Genomic DNA, 24460 nt, shown 5'->3' with positions numbered 1-24460 from the left:
TGGAGAAGTAGGCGGTATGAAAGATTTATTGAAATATTTTAAGGGCTATATCAGGGAGTCTCTGCTGGGACCCTTGTTCAAGCTTTTGGAAGCCAGTTTTGAACTGTTAGTTCCGCTTTTGATTGCGGAAATTGTGGACGAGACCATTCCTAGACAGGACAGCTCCCATCTCTACTGGATGGTTTTTCTTTTGATGAGCTTGGCTGCACTGGGCGTGGTGGTAGCAGTGGTAGCCCAGTATTATTCGTCTAAGGCGGCAGTGGGCTTTACTCGTCAGATGACAGGTGACCTCTATCAAAAGATTCTGCGCTTGCCCAAGGTTAGTCGGGATGAGCTGACGACCTCTAGCCTGGTGACTCGGCTGACGAGCGACACCTATCAGATCCAGACGGGCATCAATCAATTCCTTCGTCTCTTTCTGCGGGCGCCTATCATCGTTTTTGGCTCAATCATCATGGCCTTTACTATCAGTCCGGTCATTACCTTGTGGTTCTTGCTCATGGTGGCAATTTTAACGGCTATTATCGTTTTCATGTCTCGTCTGATGAATCCTCTCTATGCCAAAATTCGCCAGCTGACAGACCAACTGGTCAATCTGACGCGTGAGCAACTGCAGGGTATGCGGGTTATACGAGCTTTCGGTCAGACCCAACGCGAGGTTCAGAGTTTTCGCAATCGCAATGAGCTCTATAAAACCTGGCAAATCAGGACGGGAGCTCTGGCTAGTCTGATTAGTCCTCTGACCTTTCTTACGGTCAATGGTACCCTGATTGCTGTGATTTGGCAGGGGAATAGCTTTATCGGCAAGGGCTTGCTGACCCAGGGGATGCTAGTGGCTTTGGTCAATTATTTATTGCAGATTTTGGTGGAATTGCTCAAGCTAGCGATGCTGGTCAATTCTCTTAATCAAAGCTATATCAGTGCAGGTCGCATCAATCAAGTCTTCGAGCAAGCAGAAGAAGATGTCCTGCAGGAATTAGTGCAGGAAACAGCTCTGCCGAATCAAGCTATTAAAGTTCAGCAGGTCAGCTTTTCTTATCCAAATGCAGCTAGTCCAGCCCTGACTGGTCTGACTTTTGATTTGAAAAGAGGTCAGACTTTGGGGGTTATTGGCGGGACAGGGTCAGGGAAGTCTACTCTGGTTCAGCTACTGGCCCATCTCTATCCTGTGGCTGCTGGTCAGTTGACCATCTTTTCCCAAGGACGCAGTCCTAAAAATCTCAGAGAATGGCGGTCTTGGATCAGTCTGGTGCCTCAGAAGGCGGAGCTTTTCCAAGGAACTGTTCGTTCCAATCTGACCTTGGGTATGTCAAGCAAGCCAACAGACGCAGACTTGTGGCAGGCTTTAGAGATTGCTCAGGCGGTAAACTTTGTCTCTCAGAAGGAAGGTGGCTTGGATGCGACTGTAGAGGCCTTTGGTCGGAATTTTTCTGGCGGTCAGCGTCAGCGTTTAACCATTGCCAGAGCTGTCTTGCGGAGGACACCTTTCTTGGTTTTAGATGATGCGACCTCAGCTCTGGACTATTTGACAGAGGCTAGACTTTTGCAGGCTATTAAGAATGAATTGACTCAGACCAGTCTGGTCTTGATTTCCCAGCGGACCAATAGCTTGCGCTCAGCGGATCAAATTTTAGTCCTAGATAAGGGAGAACAGGTGGCTCTTGGTCGCCACGAGGAACTCTTAGTCAGCTCTGCCATTTACCGAGAAATCCATCACTCACAGCATAGTCAAGGAGAGGAGGGAAAGCATGAAGCATAAGACATCACCTAGCAGCTTGAGGCGTTTGACTCGAGATTTGCTGCAGGCGCGCTGGCTCTTTCTCCTAGCTAGTCTGGGAACGGTGGCTCAAGTGGCTCTGACTGTTCTTCTTCCAGTTTTAATCGGGAATGCGGTTGATAGTGTTCTTCTCCCTCAATCGGAGCAGCATTTGATGCCGATTTTGGGTCAGATGCTGTTGGTTATCTTAGCCAATACGCTGATTCAATGGCTCAATCCCTTGCTCTATAATCAGCTGGTTTATCGCTATAGCCAGCAGCTCCGTCAAGACGTTATCAAGAAAGTACACTATCTGCCTTTGGCTTATCTGGATTGGCAGGGAACTGGCGACTTGGTTAGTCGGGTGACGACGGACTTGGAGCAACTCAGCAATGGCCTACTCATGGTTTTTAATCAATTTTTTGTGGGTTTGCTGACAATTTTAGTGACTATCATTAGCATGGCCAGATTGGACTTTTTCCTCTTGCTTTTGGTTCTGCTTTTGACGCCCCTTTCTCTCTTCTTAGCTCGCTTTATTGCTAGAAAGAGTTTTAGCTTTTTCCAACAGCAGACGCAGGCGAGAGGGGCCCAGACCCAGCTGATTGAGGAAAGTCTGACCCAGGAAAGTCTGATACAGGCTTTTAATGCTCAGGAGCAGTTTGATACAGCTTTTACTCGCAGTAATCAAACTTATGCTGACTATTCGCAGGCGGCCATTTTCTATTCTTCGACGGTTAATCCTTCAACTCGTTTTATCAATGCCCTGATCTATGCTTTGATTGTAGGCTTTGGGGCTGTCCGAATCATTCAGGGAACAGGTTTTACGGTTGGGCAGCTGGTAACCTTTCTCAACTACGTCAACCAGTACACTAAGCCTTTCAATGATATATCGTCAGTCATGTCGGAATTGCAGAGCGCTTTATCTTGTGCGGAGAGGATTTACAGCGTTTTGGACCAAGAAGAAATAGCAGAGTCTGGTCAGGAAATCCTCCAGTCGGAAGATGTCAGAGGACAGATTAGCTTTGAGCATGTGGCTTTTGGCTATGAGCCTGGAAAAGAGCTGATTCAGGATTTGAATATGAGGATTCCAGCAGCTAGCAAGGTCGCCATTGTCGGGCCAACTGGTGCTGGCAAGTCTACCTTGATCAATCTCCTCATGCGCTTTTACAATGTTGATAGTGGTCTTATTTCTCTAGATGATGTTTCCATCACACATTACACTAGAGCCTCTTATCGTCAGCAGTTTGGTATGGTACTGCAAGAGACTTGGCTTAAGACGGCGACCATTCATGATAACATAGCTTTTGGTCGGCCAGACGCCAGCCGAGAAGAGGTCACTGCAGCTGCCAAGGCGGCCAACGCGCATTTCTTTATCCAGCAGCTGCCTCAGGGCTATGACACCTATCTGGCGGATGCTGGGGACTCCCTTTCTCAAGGCCAGCGGCAGCTTCTGACCATTGCCCGTGTCTTCCTGGCTGTGCCTAAAATCCTAATCTTGGATGAGGCGACTTCCTCCATCGATACCCGGACAGAAGTCTTGATTCAGGAGGCTTTCAGCAAGCTCATGGTGGGACGGACTAGCTTTATCATTGCCCACCGCCTGTCCACTATTCAAAATGCTGACATCATCCTCGTCATGGTAGATGGTGATATCGTCGAACATGGGAATCATCAGGAGCTCATGACAGCCAGAGGTATTTATTACCAAATGCAGACGGCGCAGGAGTAGAAGGGGAGCTTTATTAAAGTTCACAGATTGATGCTAAACAGAATTAAAAGAGTTGGAATTTCCAACTCTTTTTGCTTATAGACTATAGTACTATGAAACAATAAAATAAATATTCTCATTGTCTATACATACATCTGATGTATGGTTGTAGATTTGGTTCAGTTCATTGAGCCTATCAATAAAAACAGATGTTTTAGCATTTTCTAATTTTTTGAATGATTTAATTATATCTTTTTCCATTTTCTTTGCGCTTTTATTTAGCTCTTCTCCGCCGTCTTGGAGAAATTCATCTACAGGGCTGTCCTTGATAAAAGGAATATTTCCTAAGAAACCGCCTATTGCTTTGCTTGCTTCTCCTACACCTTTCAATACATTGGATTCAATAGAGGATTCGCTCATTTTTTCTAAATAATTTAGACATTTTGTAAACATGGCAGAATAGGCAGAAGAAAGTTTTTCGATTTCTTCTTTGATAGATAATATATTTTTTTCAGCTAAATTTCCACTGAGCATAATTTCGATATAAGATGCCAGTGAATAGGTGTATAGAGATAAGCTGTAGTATTTAAATTTCTTACTAATTTTTTTCTTAGCTGATGAAACTTCTGATTGGATGATAAGAAGAGGGTTAGACTTTAAATCTTCTTCTAATTTTTTTTGGTAGGAAGTCATTTGCTGTCTCGCACTTCTCTGAATATCCATTACCATTTTATGGCTGCTGGAGACGAAGTGGCTATTGTCCCAATTATGCTTATATTTCCTAATTAAATCCATCAATGTCTCGACATCGGCTTCAATTGAGGACTCTTTTTCGGTTTCTAAAAATGATAAAATTTGTTTCTCAATTTCAACAATATTGTCTAATCTTTTCTCAACAGAATATAAGAGTGCAGCGACAATGATAACTTGTGGTTGAATCATCAATCCTTCATTTGCAAGTTCACTTATTTCTTGAAGTTGGACAAATTTCGAGCCTCCATCCGCTTTTCGCAGAGCTCCCCAGTAGTTACCATTTTTTGCCTTTTTTAAGGTATCACCAGCAGCTTTATTAACAATGCGATAGGCTTTTTCGCCATTATTTCCTTGGACAACTTTTGTCAAATTAGGGATTAGAGAAGCTACAGTAGTTCCTAATTCTGATAATTCAATAATTGGTAACTTCATTGTAGTTGGTTGTTCAATTTCAGAACGAGTTTGTAAAAGTATCTGATCTGTGAGTTCAACGAATTGGGCTTGTTCGTTAAAAATCTCTTTTTTGTTAAGTGTGTTTTCAGCAGCAATATTTATGATATCTCCCATGTTTAAAACCTGAACTTTCTATGAAACTATCTTCATTATAAAGGAAGTGACCATAAGTAGTCAATAAAGATAGTGAAGAAAATTTTGGAATCACTTTTCAAGTCCAACTTCCTCCAACCCTGTTTCTGTCAGTTTATAAATCTTCTGGCAGACTTCTTTGAGAAAGATTCGGTCGTGGGAGACAGCGATAATGGCGCCCGGATAGGTCGCCAAAAGCTGGCGAATCTGAGGCTGAGAGGTGGGAGAGAAGTTGCGGGTGGGCTCGTCCAATATAAGAACATTAGGGCGATCTAGGACAAGTTTGAGCAGGAGGAGCTTGGCTTTTTGACCTCCGGAAAGCTGCCCAATCGAGTGGCTGGCCTCATCGCGCGTGAACTGGAGACTGGCTAGATGCGTCAGGATTTTCTCCTCCTGGGACTTGTCGCTAGAGGGAGCCAGAAAGTCCAAAGGGCTACTCTCATCAGCCAGCAAGTCGCCATAATGCTGGGGCATGTAGCCGACCTGCATATCTGTCCGCTCGCGCAGAATCTTCCATATTTCCTTAAGCAAAGTGGATTTGCCTGCACCATTAGCACCAATCAGCCCGATTTTTTCCTGGCCACAGACCTCCAGAGTAAGGTTCTCCGCCAGTTGTCGTTCGTTTGTTTCCAGTTTCATTCCTTCTAATTTGAGGATTCTTTTGGTCAATGGCAGAGCTTCTATATCTGAGAAGTGAAGGCTGATGGCATCTTCCTGTGTCGGAATTTCTGTCATTTCAGCGCCTGCCTTTTCAAATCGTTTGCCCTGCGAGAGGACGTTTTTCATTTTCTTAGCCACCAGTCGACCTGCAGTAGCGTCATGGGTGTTTCGTAAAGTATGCTCCACACTCTGCTTAACCCGTCGATGTTTTTCCATGGTCTTGGCGTGTTCTTCTCGCTCTTTTCGTGCTAGTTGCCCTTGTTTTTCAAAAGCCTCCTGACGCTGATGGCGGTAATTTTCATAGTCCAGACTCTTGACGCTGGTTCTGGCCTCCTGTTTCTTTTTGATTCGCTCCAGATGAACAATCTTGGTCGCAGCTTGAGCGAGAAAGTGCTCGTCGTGAGAGACGAAAAGGACCGTTCTCTGGCTGTGGCTGATAAAGTTTTCCAGCCAAGTCAGAGTTTCGAGATCAAGGTCATTAGAGGGCTCGTCAAGAAAGAGAATGTCCCAATCACTGGCTAGTTTCTTGATAAGCTGAACTTTAAGTTTTTCTCCTCCAGATAGGCTAGAGAGCTGCTGCTGACTGGCAAAACGCTGACTGTCAAAGTTGAGCTCTCCAGCATAGCGGTAGAGCTTAGCGTAGTCCAGCTCAGTCTCAAAATCAGCAAAGAAATAGTCGTTGAGCGTCAGTTGGGCATCCTCTGAAGGAAGCTGCTGGGGTAAGTAGACTGCAGCAGTATAGGACTTATCAATCTGTCCGCTGTAGCTGACATAGGAACTGACAAGTCGCTCGTCTAGCAAGAGCTTGAGTAGGGTGGACTTGCCATTGCCCTCCTCACCGATAATAGCGACCTTGTCTTCTTGATTGACAGTCAGTGACAAATCTTTGACTAGCTCCTTCAGGTCTTTTAGGTGGGTGATGGTTAGATTTCTTATTTGAAGCATTGATGTCTCCTTTGTTTTATAACGCAAAATACAGCCCTGCTTTATTTAGCAGAGCTGTTGAGATTGCACAAAGCAGACACAGGAGTGTCCCAGTAGGATAATTCATCTATAGGGTTCCAGCTTGTATTGTCAAAGAAATGACAGGATTGATCTAAAGATAAGCAAATAGAAGCTAGAAAGCACAAAAAAATGAACATCCCGCGGATATGCAGAAACATGACAAAATCTACTAAATAAAGTTTCCTTTAAAAAATAGACTTAATTTTTCATGTCTCCGTGTACCTCCGAAATAGTTCTGTCTTAAGTCTAGCAAAAGATAGTAGATTCGTCAAGCGCTTTCAAAAAAATAAAAATTTTTAAAAAATTTTTGGAGCCAATTTTTATAAACTCTCTAAGAATATTGATTTCAAGGCTTTTAAGCTGATTTTGATATATAATTTTTAGATTATATAAAAATTTGACATATACCAGAAAATTATATATAATCGTCTTGTATATAAAAATATTATATATAAAATGATTATACAAATAGGCCTAAAATTTGTAAAAGATAAGAAGAGCTGCAATGGGATAGATTCCAGTCGTCATTTTAAATTGTATCTAAGGAGTAAGAAACCATGCCAAAAACTTTATTTCTCTGGCTTTTGACAGTCCTAAGCTTGGGACTTGTAAAAACGCCTCAAGCTAAGACGGTGGAGCAATCCTTGAAATCTAACGCAGAGGCCATTGAGATTGCCCAAAAGATTCAGGAACATGTCAAGCAAGATGAAGCGACAAGGGTGGCTGTAGAAGCAGCGGCCTTTGATTAGATGAGGCAAATCATTGCATAAGAAAGGAGAAAGCTATGTTAAGAATTTTTATCCGAATGGTATACAGAAGTATCGCCTATGCGATTGTTGAAGCTAAATAGAAAGGAAATATCATGAAAAAATCATTTATTCTAACGCTTCTAACGATTATAACTCTAGGGCTCTTCCAGCCGGTTACAGCCTTGGCTGACTCGCAGAAGCTGCCATCAGGTACGGGTCGTGACAAAATCGGTCAGAAAATCCAAGACTTTGTCAAGGAACATGAAAAGACAACGGCAGGTATGGAGACGGCGGTCTTTGATAAGGACGGGACTATTTACAAAGGAAACTTTGGCTATATGAACAAGGATAAAGGACTCAAGGCCGATGATAGCAGTGTCTTTGACTGGGGTTCTGTTGGGAAACTAACAGTCTGGGTCTCTGTCATGCAGCTATACGAAGAGGGCAAAATCGATCTGAAGGAAGACATTCGTACCTACCTGCCAGAGGGATTTTTCAAGACTCTCCGCTATGATAAGCCTATCACTATGCTAGATCTGATGAACCATCAGGCGGGATTTGGCGAGTCGACTCATGCTTATAAGGAGGATATTGGACTGACAATCGGTGAAATCGTAGCTACTAACCAGCCAGAACAGACTTATGAACCTGGAACCATAACGAGCTATTCAAACTTCTCTGCGGGGCTAGCTGGCTACATCGTAGAGCGAGTTTCTGGTCAAGATTTATCTGCTTATATTCATGAGCATATCTTTCAGCCTCTTGGGATGAATGATACAGCTATGTCTTCAGATTTGAAGGATAATCTCAAGGTTTATAAGAAGCGGATGGAGGCCTTGTCCTATCAAGCAGACGGTCAGACCTCGATGGGAAATGTCTACTTTCAGGTCGGTCTCTATCCAGCTGGAAATACAGTCAGTACGATGGGAGATTTCCAGAAGTTCGCCCAAGCGCTTTTGAAGAGAGACAAACTTTTCAAAAAATCGGAAACTTGGGAGACGCTTTTCACTGCTAGCTCTACCTATCCAGGAACAGATATGCCGCTCAATATGCACGGCTTTTGGACTCAGGAATATGGGACGACGGTTGTCGGTCATGGTGGTAATTCCATAGGTTATTCATCTTATCTGCTTATGGATTTGAAAAATGGCATTGGTATGACCGTTATGACCAATCAAGAGCACGAGTCCGTTTATAACTTTGAGATGCCTGCCTTGGTCTTTGGACCTAAGAAAAAGACGAGTCAAGAGACTTTTGATGCATTTCAACCTGGCTATTACAGACCGGCACGTCATTTTGCGGCAGGACCTCTCTCCGTTACCAGAAGTTTGCTCTATACAAATTTTGTCAAGAAATCTGCGGACAACCAGCTTTTGACTCAGAACTATGCGGTTGTCAGCAATCAAGCTGGAACGGAAAAAGTAACAGCAGCTTATGGTGACAGCGTCAAGGTAAAGGATTCGGATGTAATAAGAGATTGGACCATCCTGATTTTAGCAGTGATTGGAATTGTCTTTAGTTTTGTTGTCTTCTTGGTACGGGGTGGACTTGATCTCTTCCGCCTGGTCTTCAAAAAAGGTCCGTCCAAAACACCGAAACATCTTCGCATCTGGACTTATGTGACTTCCATAGCAGGAGTAGCTGTGGCTGTCAACTTCACTCTCTTCTTCAGTGCTTTGGCTGTCAGCGATCTGAGTTTTTTGGCTAGCTGGCGTTTCATGACATTTGCCGGTCTAGGGTTAATCTTGGTAATTTGTGCGGTTTATCCACTTCTGGCTAAGGTTGGAAAAGGCATCGGAAAAGGTCGCCTCTTCCTGACAGTCATGACTAGCCTATCTGCGCTGGCCGTCGTTGTCAATATCCTCTATTGGTCACTTTATCAGTGGTGGGCATTGTGATCCTTTTTCCGCTTTCTTTTGGGGAATGGACAATCTTGTGAAAGGGTATCTCATGAAAAAATCTATTCTAATCATTTTTTTAACCATTTTGACGCTAGGAATCTTCCGGCCGACAGCTGCTTTAGCTGACTCGCAGAAGCTGCCGTCTGGCACGGACCGCAGCCAAATCGGTCAGAAAATCCAAGACTTTGTCAAGGAACATGAAAAGACAACTGTCGGAATGACGACCGCTGTCTTTGATAAAAACGGAACCATCTACAAGGGGAATTTTGGCTATGTGGACAAGGAAAACAAAGTCAAAGTTGACGATGACAGTGTTTTTGAATGGGCTTCAATCACTAAACTGACGGTCTGGGTGTCGGTCATGCAGCTCTGGGAAGAGGGCAAAATCGACCTGGAAGCAGACATCAAAACTTATCTGCCAGAAGGCTTTCTCCGCAATCTTCGCTACGATAAGCCTATCACCATGCTGGATCTGATGAACCATCAGGCTGGCTTTGATGAAATGCCACTCTACAAAAAGGGAGACAAGAGCGACTTGGAAGAGCAGTTCCGCGATTACCAGCCTATTCAATCCTTTGAGCCGGGTACGACGACATCATACTCTAACTTCAGCACGGCTTTGGCATCTTATATCGTGGAGCGGATATCTGGGCAGAAGTATGCAGACTATGTCCATGAGCATGTTTTTGAGCCGCTGGACATGGATCGGACTGCTATCTTGCCTGACTTATCGGACAACGCTTATGTACAGGAAAAGCGCAAGGAGGATAAGGGCTATGATGACCAAGGTAAGCTCTTGGGAGATACACCATTTAAGCTTTGGATGTACCCAGTCGGTGGGACAGTGGGGACTCTAGGAGACCTGCAGAAATTCGCCCAGGCCTTGCTGGAACGTAAGACGCTCTTTCATCGTCCAGAAACTTGGACCGAGCTTTACTCAACAACCTCTACCTATCCTGGTACGGATATTGTTCGTAATGCTCATGGCTTTTGGGCCAGTCACTACGGTGTTACCTTGCTGGGACACAGTGGTAATGCAGATGGCTTTTCTAGCAATCTCTACTTAGATCTGAAAAATGGCATCGGTCAAGTCATCTTAACCAATCAACTGTATGAACAAGTTTACAATGTTCAAATGCCGGAGCTGACATTTGGCAAGATGCAGACTGTCAGCGAAGCTACTAAAAAGCAGTTCAAGCCCGGATCCTACCACTATCTGAGAAGCTATAATAGTGGTCCGCTGTCCATCATGCTCATGATTCCCGGGGCCATCCAAAAGATCAACAAAGTCTCTGATCAGCCTGATTTGCTGAGCACTTTCTGGACCATTGACAAGAGCCAAGGTGCTGACCGCCTCGAATTTGGTGTCCTTAATGCAGAAAGGATTTCCGATTCAGTTCTCTTTAGGCATTATCTAGTCGTATTTCTCGGAGGTTTGGCACTCGTGTTTGCTCTGGGAAATGTCTTGATTATTTCTTTGATTGGCGGTTTCCGTCTTATCCTGCGTAAAGCAAAAAGTTCGGCTCCTCGCTCTTGGAAGGTTTGGAATTACCTGACTTCTCTAGGGATGCTGCTGTTTGCTGGCAATCTCATTCTGCTTTTACTGGCTGCCATGAACCAGGATTACTCAATTGTTCAATCTTGGCGTTATATGGTCTTTGCAGGACTGGGTCTATTCTTAGCAGGATGTGCGGTTTATCCGCTCTTTAGCAAGGCGAAAAAGGGACTCGGAAAAGGTCGCCTCTTCCTGACGGTTCTGACTAGTCTATCCGCCCTCGCCATAGTAGCTAATATTCTCTATTGGTCGCTTTACCAGTGGTGGGTGATGTAGTTTAAAAATTTTGAAACAAGAAAAGAGCCGGCATATAAGCTGGCTCTTCGTTTGTGTTTATACATTCAGCACCTTGTCCAAGAAGTCTTTAAGACGTGGATGCTGTGGATTGTCAAAGATTTGGTCAGGCTTGCCGTCTTCTAGGAATTCACCATCAGCGGTAAAGATAACGCGGTTAGCCACCTGACGGGCAAAGCCCATCTCATGGGTCACAATCAGCATGGTCATACCTTGCTGTGCCAGATCCTTCATAACGTTGAGAACATCGCCGACCATTTCAGGGTCAAGGGCAGAAGTAGGCTCGTCAAAGAGCATGATGTCTGGATTCATGGCCAGACCGCGAGCAATTGCCACCCGTTGCTTTTGACCGCCAGACAGACTGTCTGGACTAGCATCAGCCTTATCAGCCAAGCCGACCTTTTCCAAGAGCTCCATACCCAGCTTATTTGCCTCGTCTTGGGTCAAGCGCTTGTGCTCAACAGGAGCAAAGGTGATATTTTCCAGAACGGTCATGTGCGGGAAGAGGTTGAAGTGCTGGAAGACCATACCGATATTTTCACGGACCAGATCCACGTCAGTCTTCTTGTCCGTCAGATCAAAGCCATCAACCGTGATGGTTCCGCTGGTCACTTCCTCAAGTAAGTTGAGACTGCGCAGGAAGGTTGACTTACCAGATCCAGAAGGACCGATGATGCAGACCACATCTCCCTCGTAGAATTTAGCAGTAATACCCTTTAGGACTTCGTTTTCCCCGTAATATTTATGAAGATCGTTCACATCGATTTTTAATTTTGCCATTACTTAATCCTCTTTTCTAAACGTTTTGCCAAGCGGGTCAAGAGCGTGATAATGATGAGATAAAGCACGGCTAGGATAGCATACATGCGGAAACTCTGATAGTTGCGGGCGATGATGTCCTTACCCGTTTTGAAGAGCTCGGCCAGTCCAATAGCTGAGACTATGGTTGTATCCTTGAGTGCGATGACAAACTGATTGACAAAGTTTGGCAGCATAATCTTGGTTGCTTGTGGCAGGATAATCTTGCGCATGGTCTTTGAGTAGGAAATCCCCAAGCTGCGGCTGGCTTCCATCTGTCCAACAGGAACGGCTTGAATACCTCCACGGACAATTTCGGCGATATAGGCACCCGCGTTAAGAGAGAGGGCGATGGTTCCTGCGACGAAAGCATTGATTGGGCTTTGTTGACCAGTCATGGATTCGATTAGATTAGGAATTCCCCAGAAGATAAAGGCTGCCACAATCATCAGTGGAATACCACGAATGACATCAACAAAGATTTCTGCAATCCAGCGCAGCGGTTTATAAGGGCTGACGCTGAACATACCAAAGATAATCCCGATGACCATAGCAATTGCAAATGAAATCAGTGCCAAAGCAATCGTCACTCCCAGACCTTTAAGAAGTTCTTGGTAGTTGTTTTGCAGCAAGCCCCAAATAGTGGACTCATCTACATTGGATTCCTTTTCTTCGCTAGCCAGATACTTGTCTAAAATCTCTTGGTACTTGCCACTTTCTTTGAGGTTGGCCAGTCCATTGTTAAACATCTCAATCAGCTCAGGATTGCTGCCTTTTTTGACTGCGAAAGCGACTTGGCCGCTTGGTGTGCCTTCAATAGGTGTTTTAAGCTTCTTGCCTTGTTTGATAGCGTATTTGACAACGGGTTCATCATCCATCACAGCTGCGACAGAGCCAGTATTTAGGCTGTCATACATGGAAGCTGCATCTGAGAATGTTTTAATAGAGTAGCCATACTTGCTCTTGTTTTCTTCAAGGAAAGTCTGAGAAGCGGTACCAGTTTTGACACCGACGGTTTTGCCCTTGAGTTCCTCGTAGGACTTGATATTGCTGCTGTCCTTGACTGCCAAGATAGAGTTGGCTGTATAGTAAGGGTCAGAATAGTCAAAAGTTTTCTTGCGAGCATCAGTGACAGACATGCCGGCGATAATTCCGTCAGCCTGACCGGTCTGAACGCTATTGATAGCTGCATCAAAGCCAGGGTTGGTTACTTCCACAGTAAAGCCTTGATCTTTGGCAATAGCCTTAATCAGCTCCATGTCAATCCCAGTGTATTGGTTGCTGTCATCTTGGAAGACAAAAGGGGCAAAAGATGAGTCGCTGGCAATGATGTATTTGTCTTTTGTCGGAGTAGCTTTTTGACCGGCAGGAGTAGAAGTCTCTGGAACGGCGGAGTCAGCGCTGCCTTTAGAAGCCGTCCATTTATTAATGATTTCATCCAGACTGCCGTCTTCCTTCATCTGTGCCAAAGCCTCGTTAAACTCAGTAACTAGGTGCTCGTGCTTGCTACCTTTTTTGACACCGAAAGCAAAGCTTCCAACAGCCTCACCCTTCATAGAAATTTTCAGGTTTTGGCCTTGATTGATGGCGTACTCAATGACAGGCTGATCGTCCATCACTGCATCGACATCACCAGCAGAAAGGCTGTTATACATCAAGTCACCCGTGTCAAAGGTTTTGAGAGTGAAGCCGTACTTATCCTTGTTCTTCTCAAGGAAACGCTGGGCAGCTGTACCGGTTTTGACACCGACTTTTTTCCCTTTTAGCTGTTCATATTTGCTGATGGTGTTTTCTTTTCGTGTCGCGATAACGACCTTAGTGTCATAGTAGGTATCAGACATGGTAAAGACTTTTTCGCGCTCGCTTGTCTTGGTCATACCAGCCATGATGGCATCCGCCTGGCCGGCTTGGACCGCATTGACGGCTGCATCGAAGCCTGGGAAGCTCATGTCAATGTCCCAGCCTTTGATTTCTGCAACCTTGTTGATGATATCAACGTCAATCCCCTTGTAAGTCTGATCAGAATCTTTAAATTCAAATGGTGCGTAAGCAGTATCGGATACGATTTTGATCGTATCTGCCTGGGCTGTCGCCCCTAACGCAAAAAATGGAAATAATGTTAGCAAGACTGCTAAGAATTTTTTCTTCATTTTCTTCCTCCTTTTTAGCATTCTAGCATTATAGCAAAAAATCACTGATTAGGCAAATTTCTCCTATTTTTATGTTAGGTTTTCTGACATATAAACTCTGAATTTCTCGCAAAAATAGCCGCAACTTTTCTTTGTACTTAAAGCAAAGTTTGCTATACTGGAAATAAATGAAAACAAGGATAGAATGAGGTTCTTATGAAAAAATCACGTATCTTGGACGGAGTCAATCAAGCTCGCTTTGTCCCTCCTTATATTTTGTCTCTTTTACTGGCAGTTGTTTTCGTGCAAGGAGGACAACAATTGGCCTATCTGGCTTTGGAGCCAATTTCGGCTGTCCTCAGTCTTATGCTAGGTTTCTTAGGGCAAGGCGGATTCTTTGAAATCTTCTTCAATTTTGCCCTGCCTTTTCTCTTGTTCGGCTTTGTATTTATGATACTAGCTCTCTTTCTTTGGGTGCGCTGGGCTGAAGGACGACCGCTCGCGACTCTAGGCTTTGTCAAAAAAGGAAGCTTGGTGGAGCTAGTCAAAGGATTAGCAGTAGGTTTTCTCCTCTTTAGTCTAGTCGCTCTGCTTATGCTGTTGAGCGGAGCTGGCTCTTTCGAATGGGGACAGCTGACGCTGGAACCTTTCCTCTATATCTTGATTTTGCTTCCGCTTTGGATGATTCAGGGTGGAGCAGAAGAGCTAGTGACAAGGGCTTGGCTGCTGCCAGTTGCTGTCAAAAAGACCAACCTCCCCATCGGTTTGCTGACTTCGAGCCTGCTCTTTGCACTTTTGCACCTTGGCAATCCAGATATTGGTATTCTTCCCATTCTTAACATTGCCTTATTTGGCCTTTTTGCAAGTCTCTATCTGCTCTGGACGGACAATGTCTGGGGGATTATAGGACTTCATGCTGCTTGGAACTTTAGCCAAGGCAATATCTACGGTTTCAGTGTTAGTGGTACTGGTGTTGATGCAGCAGTCCTGAATTTTATCCCTAAGTCAGAATGGAGCTGGCTGACTGGTGGAGCTTTCGGCGCTGAAGCTTCTATTTTCAGTTCGCTCATTCTCTTGTTGGCCGTGTTTTACTTGCTTTTTAAGATGAAAAAAGATGGTAGTTTGACAGTGCTTGTGAGAATGGGTGGGAAATAGAGGAAATAGTGTCCTTTTGTTATTGCTTTAATAATATGCTAGAATTGATATAGAAATATTAATTTGAGGGAAAGATAAATGGTAGAAATTAAAAGTGATATTTTGATTGCTCAACAATTAGCGTCAGCTTTGAAGGCTGGAGGAGATACCCTAGCTAGTGTTTCAAATGCTTCTAAGGATGAAAAGACTAAACTTTTGGGAAATGATTCTGCACATCATGCAATTGATCTTTCTCAAAGTAAAGCCAAGGATATTTCGGAGGCTATTCAATCAGCTTGCACCAATATTCAAAGTGTGGCTGAGCAATTTCAAGCAGTTGATGAAGATAGTGTTGGAAGGTTTCGTTTAATTGAAGGACAGAATCGTGAATAAAGAGAAGAAACTTGATGAACTTAGAAAAAAGGAAGAAGCCCTGTCTCTGCAGAAAGAAAAACTGCTGAGGGGAAAAAGGTTATTGGAGAATCAAATAGATGATTTCGAATGTTGTAGTTCAGAAGCGCAAACTCAACTTTGGGATTCATTCGAGTCTTATCCCTCTTCCAGAATTTTTTTTGAACAGTTATATTCAGAAGCGTTTCATGAATCGAATATTGTTTCTGAGAGTTTTTTAGATGATTTGGATGAGATTAACCTTCAAAAGCGTAAGCTAGAAGATGATTTGAATGACATTTATCATGAACGTATCAGAATCAATCAAACGGAGGATAAAGTAGATGGGAATTGAAGTTTATTGCGGAAGTTTAGATTCGCAAGTTGAGAGTACTACAGCTATGACGAAAAGCCAGTTGGATAGCTATAAAGAATTAGGAAATTCTCTTGAACAAGTGGAAAATTCGGTCTCGGACTTATCTGGTAAAGCTTATGATTCCTTTAGAGCTTTTATCACAAGTGTCATTATTCCATTAAAAGAAACAGGGATAGCATTAGCTGAGGCGATTCAGGAAGATGTTAAGTCTCTTCCAAAGGAGTATCGTGCACAAGTTGCAGATGAGGATTTACAAGAGGATAAGCTAATAGAGGATATTCAGCATTATGACCAGCTTATTGCAGCCAATCAAGCTTCAATAGATGCCATTGAAGTTAACAAGTCAACTAGTTCGGGAAACTTTCAGAATCTACAGCGTCTACAGAGTCTGCAGAAACTTGGAGATACCTATTCTTCAGCTCGAGATAAACTTCAAGAAAAATTAGATAAACTTAGAGCTTTTAATGCGAGTTCTCCTGAAATATTTGGAGATATTGACGCTTTGGCGCAAGCAATTGATACTGGTTTGGGGCAGCTAGCTAGCTCTTGGGATGCTAATACATGGACCTATAGTATTCCTGCAGATTTATCGTGGACAACAGTAGCGGGAGAACTAAAAGCAAATCGTGATTTTGCTAAGAAATATCAGATTGAGCGACCACAAAATCTTTCATGGAAGGAATACAATTCTTATATCACGGGACTGCGCCAACAGGCCGAAGAGTTGAAGAAAGTTGATGGCTGGGATGATGAGGCTGTAAAGAATTATATCAATCAGGTTAAATCAAGCACAGCAAAACTTCAGACAGGCCAAGAGTTCTACAATAAACGTGACGAACTATATGCTCAAACAAAGGAAGTAGGATCTGACGTCTACACAGGCATGTATGCAGCAAGTAAGATGAGTTCCAGAGAAAAATTAGAATTAGTTCTCAAACATTTAGGCGCTGAAGTAGATGAACATAATTTCATGCATTTAACCAGTGCTACTCATAAATTTTCTGATAAAATGCCACCTCATGGAGATTTTTTGATGTATTTTAGAAAAGATGTAATTTTGACTTTTAAGGATAAATCGCTTAAGGAAGATAAATCTGGCTTAGGTCAACAAATTCACCTGTTTCGCTATTATCTTGATCGTCAAGCAATTTATTATATTCGAAATAACTATGAGGGAGCTAGTGATTATGAAAAGCTTTTGGCGTACGGTGAAGAGCAAGGGCTTACTTTTGATTATACTACGGGAGCTAACTATCATAATCGTTATGATAAAGATACAGATGTTTTTAGACGTCCTTACAATATGAAAGTTCAAGTTCCTCAAGAAAACACTTTTGATCAAGAAAATGATTTCAATAATGCTCGAATGGTTGAGTTTATTGTAAATCTAGAAACAGGAGAATTTGAGACACAGTGGGATGCCTATGATCAGCATAAGCTGCCTAATGGTAGATATGATTCAAATCCAGAACATTATACTCATGATGAATTGCATGAAATTGCTAATACAGAGTCCTTTAACTATGGTCCATCCAAAGGGCATAATGAACCAAACAAAGGAATTTATGCTGGCCAGCATGATAGATTGGATGTTACACAGCCGTCTGATTCTGAACTTAGACAAAAGGCCAAGAGTATCTTCAAATCTGAAGATGATTTGGGTAAAAAGGGCGGTCAGTATGCAGATATTGTAAAAGGAGGAGGACACAAAGATTATGAAGCTTGGCAAGAAAGAACAAAGGATATGTCTGAAAAAGAGAAAGTGGAAGAATATCATAAGTTTAAAAACTACACTACTAAGTTTAGGGTTAATCCTGGTTATAGGGATTATACTAATAGTGATGTCTATGTTTGGGACCACCAATAAGACTCAGGAGATTCTGGAGCAGAAACGCTTTGTATTTGTTCAAAAGCCAAAATATTCAAAAATGCATAATAATGAATATGGTATTGGATTCGATTTACAGAATAAACTATTCTTTTTCCCTTTTCATACTGCTATAAGAAATGATACTGTATTCGGAGGATATGGTAATCCAGAAAACGCAAAGCAGACTTTCGAAGAAATCCACTACAACGAGTTCTCTTCTGCTCTCTTAAATTCACATATCACAACTGATGAAATAAAGAAATCAAAATACCAAGTAGTATTAAGCACGGAATCGGTAGTAGATAAGTCCTTGTTTGAAAGTAAATTTGTGCCAGAATTAGAACTCAAGTATGCTTTAAAGGAACAAGAATTTTCCAAAATTCGCATCACATATAACAAAGAGTTTCTACCAACCAAGATAGAGTGGTATTATAAAGGCGAGGAAGGTCTTAAATGGTACACTTGGCGGACTTATTCTTATCCTTTCAAGAACAAGGCAGAGTTTGATAAACGGTTAGACGAAGAAATAGCAAATATTGAAGAGATTGCTAGAGAAAATGAAGGGGATTGATAGATTTTTCTAGTTTATTATTTAATGATATAGAGTCAATGGGTAAGGAACTGAAAAGGGCTAGGGTATTGAAGTTGATAAGAAAACTAAAATAGTTCATACCGTCCGCTTTTGCCCGCACTAAAATAATATGCTATAATAAATTCAAACAAGGAAAGGAATGTGTATATGTTTAAATCTCGTATGTTGGATGCTATCAAGCAATCGCGCTATATCCCACCAGTTTGGTTAGCTATTTTAATCGCTATTGGTTTTGTTTATGGAGGAGGAATTTTAAGTTTTGTCGGGTTGTTACCAATTGGAATAGTTGTCGGACTCTTGATTGGTTTTGCAGATCCTACAGTTAATCGAGCAGAAGCAATGGCGGTGCTTGCTCCCTATACAGTCTTTTTTCAGTTAGCTGGTTTCTTCTTTATCGCCCTAGCAGTCTTCCTCTGGGTTCGATATCGTGAGAAGCGTCCTTTTTCTAGTTTGGGATTCTATAAACAAGACTGGTTCAAAAATCTCCTTAAAGGCTTCCTTATCGGAGCAGTTCAGTTTTCAATCGTTGTGGTTTTGCTCTTGGTCACGGGGACAGGCAGTCTGAAATTTGGTCAGGTTAACTTGCAGTCTTTGGTTTTTGTCTTAGCTATCATTCCTTTCTGGATTCTCCAAGGTGGGACAGAAGAGCTAGTGACGCGTGGTTGGCTCTTTCCAGCAGTTAGCGCTAAGTCAAATATCTTCATTGGTATCTTGATTTCCAGTGCTCTATTTGGGGCATTGCACCTCTTTAACCCTGGTGTGACCATTCTTTCCATTGTCAATATCATACTAGACGGTATCTTTGCTTGTTTCCTTATGCTCAAGTATGACAATATGTGGGTGCTGGCTGGTATGCACGGCGCTTGGAATTTTGTGCAAGGAAATATCTATGGTATTCAGGTCAGTGGTCAAGGAGCATCTACCTCAATCTTGAACTATAGCTCACAATCATCTGTGGATTTGCTATCCGGTGGGGCTTTTGGTGCTGAAGGATCTATTTTTGCCAGTATCGTCCTGATTGGCTGCATTGCCTTTCTTTACTGGTCACTCAAAAAAGAAAATCGTCTGCCGCAAGCGCTGATATTTAATAAATAACCATTTCGCCCAGTTGAGCTGGGCATTTTTTATGTCTTTTAACGAGATGTGTGACAAGGTATATAAGATGGTAGAAGTATGGCCATTCTACCTACACCCAAATCCAGAGAAAATAGGTCAAATATGGTAAAATAATAGAAGCACAATTTAAGGAATAAAAGATGATTAACAGAATAACAGATAATAAATTTGAATTGGTTTCCAAGTACGAGCCTTCAGGAGATCAGCCCCAGGCTATCGAGCAGCTAGTGGATAATATCGAAGGGGGCGAGAAGGCCCAGATTCTCATGGGAGCGACTGGTACTGGTAAGACCTATACCATGAGTCAGGTTATCGCTCAGGTCAACAAGCCGACTCTGGTTATTGCCCATAATAAAACGCTGGCAGGCCAGCTTTATGGCGAGTTCAAGGAGTTCTTCCCTAATAACGCCGTGGAATACTTCGTTTCCTACTATGATTACTACCAGCCTGAGGCCTATGTGCCTTCCAGTGATACTTATATCGAAAAGGATAGCTCGGTCAATGACGAGATTGACAAGCTCCGTCACTCAGCGACATCAGCTCTCTTGGAGCGCAATGATGTGATTGTCGTGGCTTCAGTCTCTTGTATCTATGGTCTGGGATCACCAAAGGAATACTCCGATAGCGTGGTTAGCCTGCGTCCTGGATTAGAGATTTCCCGTGACAAGCTGCTTAATGATTTGGTTGATATCCAGTTTGAGCGTAATGACATTGACTTTCAGCGGGGGAAATTCCGGGTTCGTGGTGATGTGGTAGAGATTTTCCCAGCTTCTCGGGATGAGCATGCCTTTCGGATAGAGTTTTTCGGAGACGAAATCGACCGGATTCGTGAGGTCGAAGCCTTGACAGGTCGAGTCTTGGGTGAAGTGGACCATTTGGCCATCTTCCCAGCCACTCACTTCGTAACCAATGAAGACCACATGGAAGTAGCGATTGCTAAGATTCAGGCCGAGCTGGAGGAGCAACTGGCTATCTTTGAGAAGGAAGGCAAGCTTCTGGAAGCTCAGCGCTTGAAGCAACGCACAGAGTACGATATCGAAATGCTGCGTGAAATGGGCTATACAAACGGTGTTGAGAACTATTCTCGCCACATGGATGGTCGGAGCGAAGGAGAGCCGCCTTATACCCTTCTGGACTTTTTCCCTGATGATTTCTTGATTATGATTGACGAGAGTCACATGACCATGGGGCAGATTCGCGGTATGTACAATGGCGACCGCTCTCGTAAGGAGATGCTGGTTAATTATGGTTTCCGCTTGCCGTCTGCCTTGGACAATCGTCCGCTGCGCCGAGAAGAATTTGAAAGCCATGTTCACCAGATTGTCTATGTATCGGCTACGCCGGGCGACTATGAAAATGAACAGACGGATACTGTTATTGAGCAAATTATCCGGCCAACCGGGCTTCTGGATCCAGAGGTGGAAGTCCGCCCGACTATGGGACAGATTGATGACCTTTTGGGCGAAATCACTGCGCGTGCAGAGAAGAATGAGCGAACCTTTATCACCACCCTGACCAAGAAGATGGCAGAAGATCTGACCGACTATTTCAAGGAAATGGGCGTCAAGGTCAAGTACATGCACTCAGACATCAAGACCTTGGAACGGACTGAGATTATCCGCGACTTACGCTTGGGTGTCTTTGACGTTTTGGTTGGGATTAACTTGCTGCGTGAGGGAATCGACGTTCCCGAGGTTAGTCTGGTGGCAATCCTTGATGCGGACAAGGAAGGTTTTCTCCGCAACGAACGCGGTCTTATCCAGACCATCGGCCGGGCAGCCCGCAACAGTGAGGGTCATGTGATTATGTATGCAGATACCATGACCCAGTCCATGCAGCGCGCTATTGATGAAACTGCCCGCCGTCGGGCAATCCAGATGGCTTATAATGAAGAGCATGGCATTGTACCCCAGACCATCAAGAAAGAAATCCGAGACCTGATCAGCGTGACCAAGGCTTCCCTACCAGACAAGGAAGAAACAGTCGAAATCGAAAGCCTCAACAAGCAAGAACGCAAGGACATGATCAAGAAACTGGAAGCTCAGATGCAAGAAGCTGCCGGACTCCTCGACTTTGAACTGGCTGCACAGATTCGCGATATGATTCTGGAAATAAAGGCGATGGATTAGAAAATACAGTTAGTACCAAAGTTGCAAGCTAAGCTCTTAATTATATCTCTAGTCAATGAGTCACTATGTAAAAAAATAAGTTAGAGAAGTTTAAGAGGGGGAATTGAAGTGAAAAAAGAACTAATTAAACTAATATTTATTTTCTTTATTTCAATTTTTGTGATAGGCATGATACCGATAGTTCAATTTGTTTGGGCATACTTACCAACTAAATTAGTTTCTAAAGAAGAAAAACAGCGTATTGAATATGTAGTACATACAGCTTTTGAAGATAATTTAGGATTGGAGGTTAAGAACATAGAGATTCCAACTTGGGTTAGTCATGTTACTTATGAATATGATGTCAAAGTTCAAGTAGCAGAAGATGCAGAAAAAATTTTAACAGATGAATTAGAAGATGGGACTTATTCCTATTATGCTAATAATGATGATGAACCATCTTCGTTATTAACAGATCTTACCTTTTCTTCTGTCTTAGATACAAATTCACACCCTATGCTGAATGCCTTATATTTTGATAAAGAGTCTGTTCTAAAGCCAGTGAAATTTAAGAAGCTGAGTACAGATTTAGATTATGATGTAACAGACGCCAAAAAGGAATTTTATCGAGATTTGGTTCAAATAAAAAAGAAATTAAAGTATAATCCTAAGACAGAGAAGTATGAAGCATCGGCAGAAGAAATAAAGAATTTGAGAAAAGATTTCATTCGTTTATCGGAAAATTATGAGGTTCTGTTGTTTTTCGATCTATATCTGGAAGGAGATGTTCCTGAAGGTGCGAGTTTAAGTGACTATATTGATTTTACTAGCTTACCCAAAAATGTTTATGTAGTTGTTTGGGGAGAAAATGGGAAATTAGATAGCAATGGTTTTCAGGCGGAATAATTTAGATAGTTTTATTCAAGGAGAAAAACAAATGGTTATCACTATCAAAGCAATGGAAACAGCTGAGGAGATAGAAGGGAAATCCCGAGTTCATTGGCAGACATGGCGTGAAGCTTATGATGAGATTTTGCCTGCAGAATTTCAAGAGCAGATGACTTTGGATAAGTGTCGGTTTTATAGTCAAAAGTATCCTGAAAATACCTTGATTGCTTTGGATGGTGCTAAAGTGGTCGGCTTTGTTAGCTACGGTGATTTTCGAGATTCAGCTAGGATAGCTGGTGAAATTTTCGCCTTGTATGTCTTAAAAGATTATTATGGCAAGGGTATAGGACAGCAGTTAATGAAGGCTGCTTTTGCTGCCTTGGATGGTTATCAAGAGATTATGTTATGGGTTTTAGAAGATAACAAACGTGCCATCGCCTTTTATGAAAAAATGGGTTTTGTTTTTGACGGCGAGGAAAAGGTCATTGACCTAGGAAAAGCCGTGAAAGAAAAACGGATGATCTACTCGAAAAACTCTAATAGTTAGTTTGGAAATAATAGATATATTTTTAAGGAGCACTATATGCGTTATGCACTTTTACTCCGTGGCATTAATGTCGGCGGGAAAAACAAGGTTGTTATGGCTGATTTGAAGAAGGATTTGGCTGGGTTGGGTTTTGAAAATCCAGTTTCCTACATCAATAGCGGCAATCTTTTCTTTGATAGCGAGGAGCAGGAGGAGAGGATTCGGGAGATCTTGTCGGTTTATTTCAGCCGGTCTTACGATTTTCCTCTGCCTTTTGTCCTTGTCAGCTCTGCCATTCTTGAAAAAGAAACAGCCAATCTGCCTACTTGGTGGCAGGATGAGACAGCCTTTCGGCGAGATGTTCTCTTTTATCTGCCCGAGACAGATAGGGAGAGTGTTCAAGAGCTGGCAGGCAGCTGGGCAAATGACAAGGAACAACTGCATTTCGGGCAGACGGCTTTCTTTTATAGGAATGCTGACCAAGCGGACTATCTCAAGTCCAACTACCATAAGAAACTGCTCAAGTCCAGTTTCTACAAACAACTGACTATCCGAAACGGCAAGACTTTCCAGAAGATTGTGGAGTTGGTGAATGAGAAGTAAAACCAAAAAGAAAAATAAAAACAAAAGAAAAGTAAAAGTAAAAGTTCAGGGGAACAGGTTTATCCTTTGGTTGGAAAAGCATTGGATAGTAGAAGCTCTTTTAGGTTATATATTCTTTATAATGGTTGGTCTTGGCGTGGGATATTTAACATTTGGTAATGAGAGTATTCCTGCTCCGCTTCGTGAGTTTAGTTATATTAGCCCCTTGTATTTAAATTTGTTTCTTTTGATCACTTTTCCATTCAATTCTTGGTTTGGAAGTCTGAGAGGAGAGGGGAGCAACTCGCTGAAAGATATCTCAGAAGTTTTTCTTTATCTTAATGGTCTACTTTTTCTTTTGCATTATTTTATAGGAATAGAATTAGAAGATGGAGAGGGATTTCTGCCACCATTGTGGAACTTGAATCCTCGCTATGTTTGGTTTCCAATTGCCACCTATCTAATCTTTTTCTTCATTCCAGCGTTAACGATGTTGATTTTAAAATATAATGAAAAAAAGAGGAAAAAACATGACCAAAGAAAATCTATCTAAGTTATTTTCATTTATAACACTCTATCTGGCCTTGCTAACCTTTGTCATTCTTCATTTGATTTTGTTACCTTTTGGTCTATCCTTTACTCCAGTTTTTTGGAATAGCTGGTTTTTTATTCTTTGTTTGACCTTCTTTATCCATCCTTGGATAGTCTTTTTTAGGACAAGAGATTTTCACTGGTATCACCTTATTTTTCAATTATTCAGTGGATTGGTGGCACTTTATCTTTGGTTTTCGGCATTCTTTGCTTTGTCAATCGTCTCAGATCCAGCAATGCCCATCAATATAGACTATCATATACAAGATAAAGAAATCATCATTGTCAGAGGTTTTGTGGTTCATAGTACCTATGAGCATCATGAATTGATCAATCCCTTTGTCATGAAGTCAGAAGTGAAATATAACGAAGATATGTTTTAATAACTTAGAAA

The 24460-nt window shown here is 42.5% G+C and carries 21 protein-coding genes; 17 read left to right on the top strand and 4 right to left on the bottom strand.

Translation table 11 applies throughout. From position 1 onward, the window contains the following. Positions 1-16: 16 nt before the first annotated feature. Positions 17-1759 (top strand): ABC transporter ATP-binding protein, encoded by a 1743-nt coding sequence (locus tag SSV_RS06270; RefSeq protein ID WP_072074123.1) that lies wholly within the window; start codon positions 17-19, stop codon positions 1757-1759. Continuing rightward, a complete protein-coding gene (locus tag SSV_RS06265) occupies positions 1749-3485 on the top strand; it encodes an ABC transporter ATP-binding protein (protein ID WP_072074122.1) in 1737 nt (578 codons plus the stop codon). The genes SSV_RS06270 and SSV_RS06265 overlap by 11 nt, the downstream gene beginning before the upstream one ends. Positions 3486-3575: 90 nt before the next feature. Here SSV_RS06265 and SSV_RS06260 read toward each other — a convergent pair whose 3' ends face one another. Together SSV_RS06260 and SSV_RS06255 are read right to left on the bottom strand one after the other, a co-directional pair. Next, complete coding sequence (locus SSV_RS06260) at positions 3576-4784, bottom strand: DNA helicase UvrB (protein ID WP_072074121.1); 1209 nt, start codon at positions 4782-4784, stop codon at positions 3576-3578. Positions 4785-4874: 90 nt separating this feature from the next. Beyond that, positions 4875-6407: an ATP-binding cassette domain-containing protein gene (locus SSV_RS06255; protein ID WP_072074120.1), complete on the bottom strand. Its 1533-nt coding sequence runs from the start codon at positions 6405-6407 to the stop codon at positions 4875-4877. A gap of 617 nt (positions 6408-7024) precedes the next feature. On the opposite strand from SSV_RS06255, the gene SSV_RS06245 reads away from it, so the two are divergent. The 3 genes from SSV_RS06245 (at position 7025) to SSV_RS06235 (ending at position 10948) form a co-directional block, all read left to right on the top strand. After that, the gene (locus SSV_RS06245; protein ID WP_072074119.1) at positions 7025-7216 is read left to right on the top strand and encodes a hypothetical protein; all 192 of its coding nucleotides are present in this window, start codon (positions 7025-7027) and stop codon (positions 7214-7216) included. Between the two features lie 113 nt (positions 7217-7329). Further along, positions 7330-9114: a serine hydrolase domain-containing protein gene (locus tag SSV_RS06240; RefSeq protein ID WP_072074118.1), complete on the top strand. Its 1785-nt coding sequence runs from the start codon at positions 7330-7332 to the stop codon at positions 9112-9114. Between the two features lie 52 nt (positions 9115-9166). Further along, complete coding sequence (locus SSV_RS06235; protein ID WP_072074117.1) at positions 9167-10948, top strand: serine hydrolase domain-containing protein; 1782 nt, start codon at positions 9167-9169, stop codon at positions 10946-10948. A gap of 57 nt (positions 10949-11005) precedes the next feature. On the opposite strand, the gene SSV_RS06230 is transcribed toward SSV_RS06235, so the two are convergent. Then, complete coding sequence (locus tag SSV_RS06230) at positions 11006-11746, bottom strand: amino acid ABC transporter ATP-binding protein (RefSeq protein ID WP_002895249.1); 741 nt, start codon at positions 11744-11746, stop codon at positions 11006-11008. Then, entirely contained in the window at positions 11746-13914 is a 2169-nt protein-coding gene (locus SSV_RS06225; protein WP_072074116.1) for an ABC transporter substrate-binding protein/permease, read from the bottom strand. The genes SSV_RS06230 and SSV_RS06225 overlap by 1 nt, the downstream gene beginning before the upstream one ends. 195 nt (positions 13915-14109) lie before the next feature. On the opposite strand from SSV_RS06225, the gene SSV_RS06220 reads away from it, so the two are divergent. From SSV_RS06220 to SSV_RS06165, 12 genes are all read left to right on the top strand, one after another. Next, positions 14110-15048, top strand: a complete 939-nt coding sequence (locus SSV_RS06220; RefSeq protein WP_072074115.1) for a CPBP family intramembrane glutamic endopeptidase — start codon at positions 14110-14112, stop codon at positions 15046-15048. A gap of 78 nt (positions 15049-15126) precedes the next feature. Beyond that, a complete protein-coding gene (locus SSV_RS06215) occupies positions 15127-15420 on the top strand; it encodes a TIGR04197 family type VII secretion effector (RefSeq protein WP_072074114.1) in 294 nt (97 codons plus the stop codon). Next, positions 15413-15772, top strand: a complete 360-nt coding sequence (locus SSV_RS06210; protein WP_072074113.1) for a flagellar hook-associated protein — start codon at positions 15413-15415, stop codon at positions 15770-15772. The genes SSV_RS06215 and SSV_RS06210 overlap by 8 nt, the downstream gene beginning before the upstream one ends. Beyond that, positions 15762-17660 carry a DUF3114 domain-containing protein gene (locus SSV_RS06205; protein WP_072074112.1) on the top strand — a complete coding sequence of 633 codons (1899 nt, stop codon included), beginning with the start codon at positions 15762-15764 and terminating at the stop codon, positions 17658-17660. The genes SSV_RS06210 and SSV_RS06205 overlap by 11 nt, the downstream gene beginning before the upstream one ends. Next, on the top strand, positions 17641-18234 hold the full coding sequence (locus SSV_RS12090; RefSeq protein ID WP_080983538.1) for a hypothetical protein: 594 nt from the start codon (positions 17641-17643) through the stop codon (positions 18232-18234). The genes SSV_RS06205 and SSV_RS12090 overlap by 20 nt, the downstream gene beginning before the upstream one ends. Positions 18235-18402: 168 nt before the next feature. Further along, positions 18403-19350, top strand: coding sequence for a CPBP family intramembrane glutamic endopeptidase (locus SSV_RS06195; protein ID WP_072074111.1), 948 nt, complete (start codon positions 18403-18405; stop codon positions 19348-19350). 161 nt (positions 19351-19511) lie between these two features. After that, positions 19512-21500 carry an excinuclease ABC subunit UvrB gene (gene uvrB, locus SSV_RS06190; RefSeq protein WP_072074110.1) on the top strand — a complete coding sequence of 663 codons (1989 nt, stop codon included), beginning with the start codon at positions 19512-19514 and terminating at the stop codon, positions 21498-21500. A 108-nt stretch (positions 21501-21608) separates the two neighbouring features. Further along, positions 21609-22385, top strand: a complete 777-nt coding sequence (locus tag SSV_RS06185; protein WP_072074109.1) for a hypothetical protein — start codon at positions 21609-21611, stop codon at positions 22383-22385. Between the two features lie 31 nt (positions 22386-22416). Then, entirely contained in the window at positions 22417-22914 is a 498-nt protein-coding gene (locus SSV_RS06180) for a GNAT family N-acetyltransferase (protein ID WP_072074108.1), read from the top strand. Positions 22915-22950: 36 nt separating this feature from the next. Further along, complete coding sequence (locus SSV_RS06175; protein WP_072074107.1) at positions 22951-23496, top strand: DUF1697 domain-containing protein; 546 nt, start codon at positions 22951-22953, stop codon at positions 23494-23496. Continuing rightward, a complete protein-coding gene (locus SSV_RS06170; RefSeq protein ID WP_072074106.1) occupies positions 23486-24028 on the top strand; it encodes a hypothetical protein in 543 nt (180 codons plus the stop codon). Before SSV_RS06175 ends, SSV_RS06170 begins: the two co-directional genes overlap by 11 nt. Continuing rightward, positions 24006-24449, top strand: a complete 444-nt coding sequence (locus SSV_RS06165; protein WP_072074105.1) for a hypothetical protein — start codon at positions 24006-24008, stop codon at positions 24447-24449. The genes SSV_RS06170 and SSV_RS06165 overlap by 23 nt, the downstream gene beginning before the upstream one ends. Positions 24450-24460: the final 11 nt, after the last annotated feature.

This window comes from Streptococcus sanguinis (genome assembly GCF_001078705.1).
GTDB classification, from domain to species: domain Bacteria; phylum Bacillota; class Bacilli; order Lactobacillales; family Streptococcaceae; genus Streptococcus; species Streptococcus sanguinis_D.
This window is presented reverse-complemented; position numbering and strand designations above follow the sequence as displayed.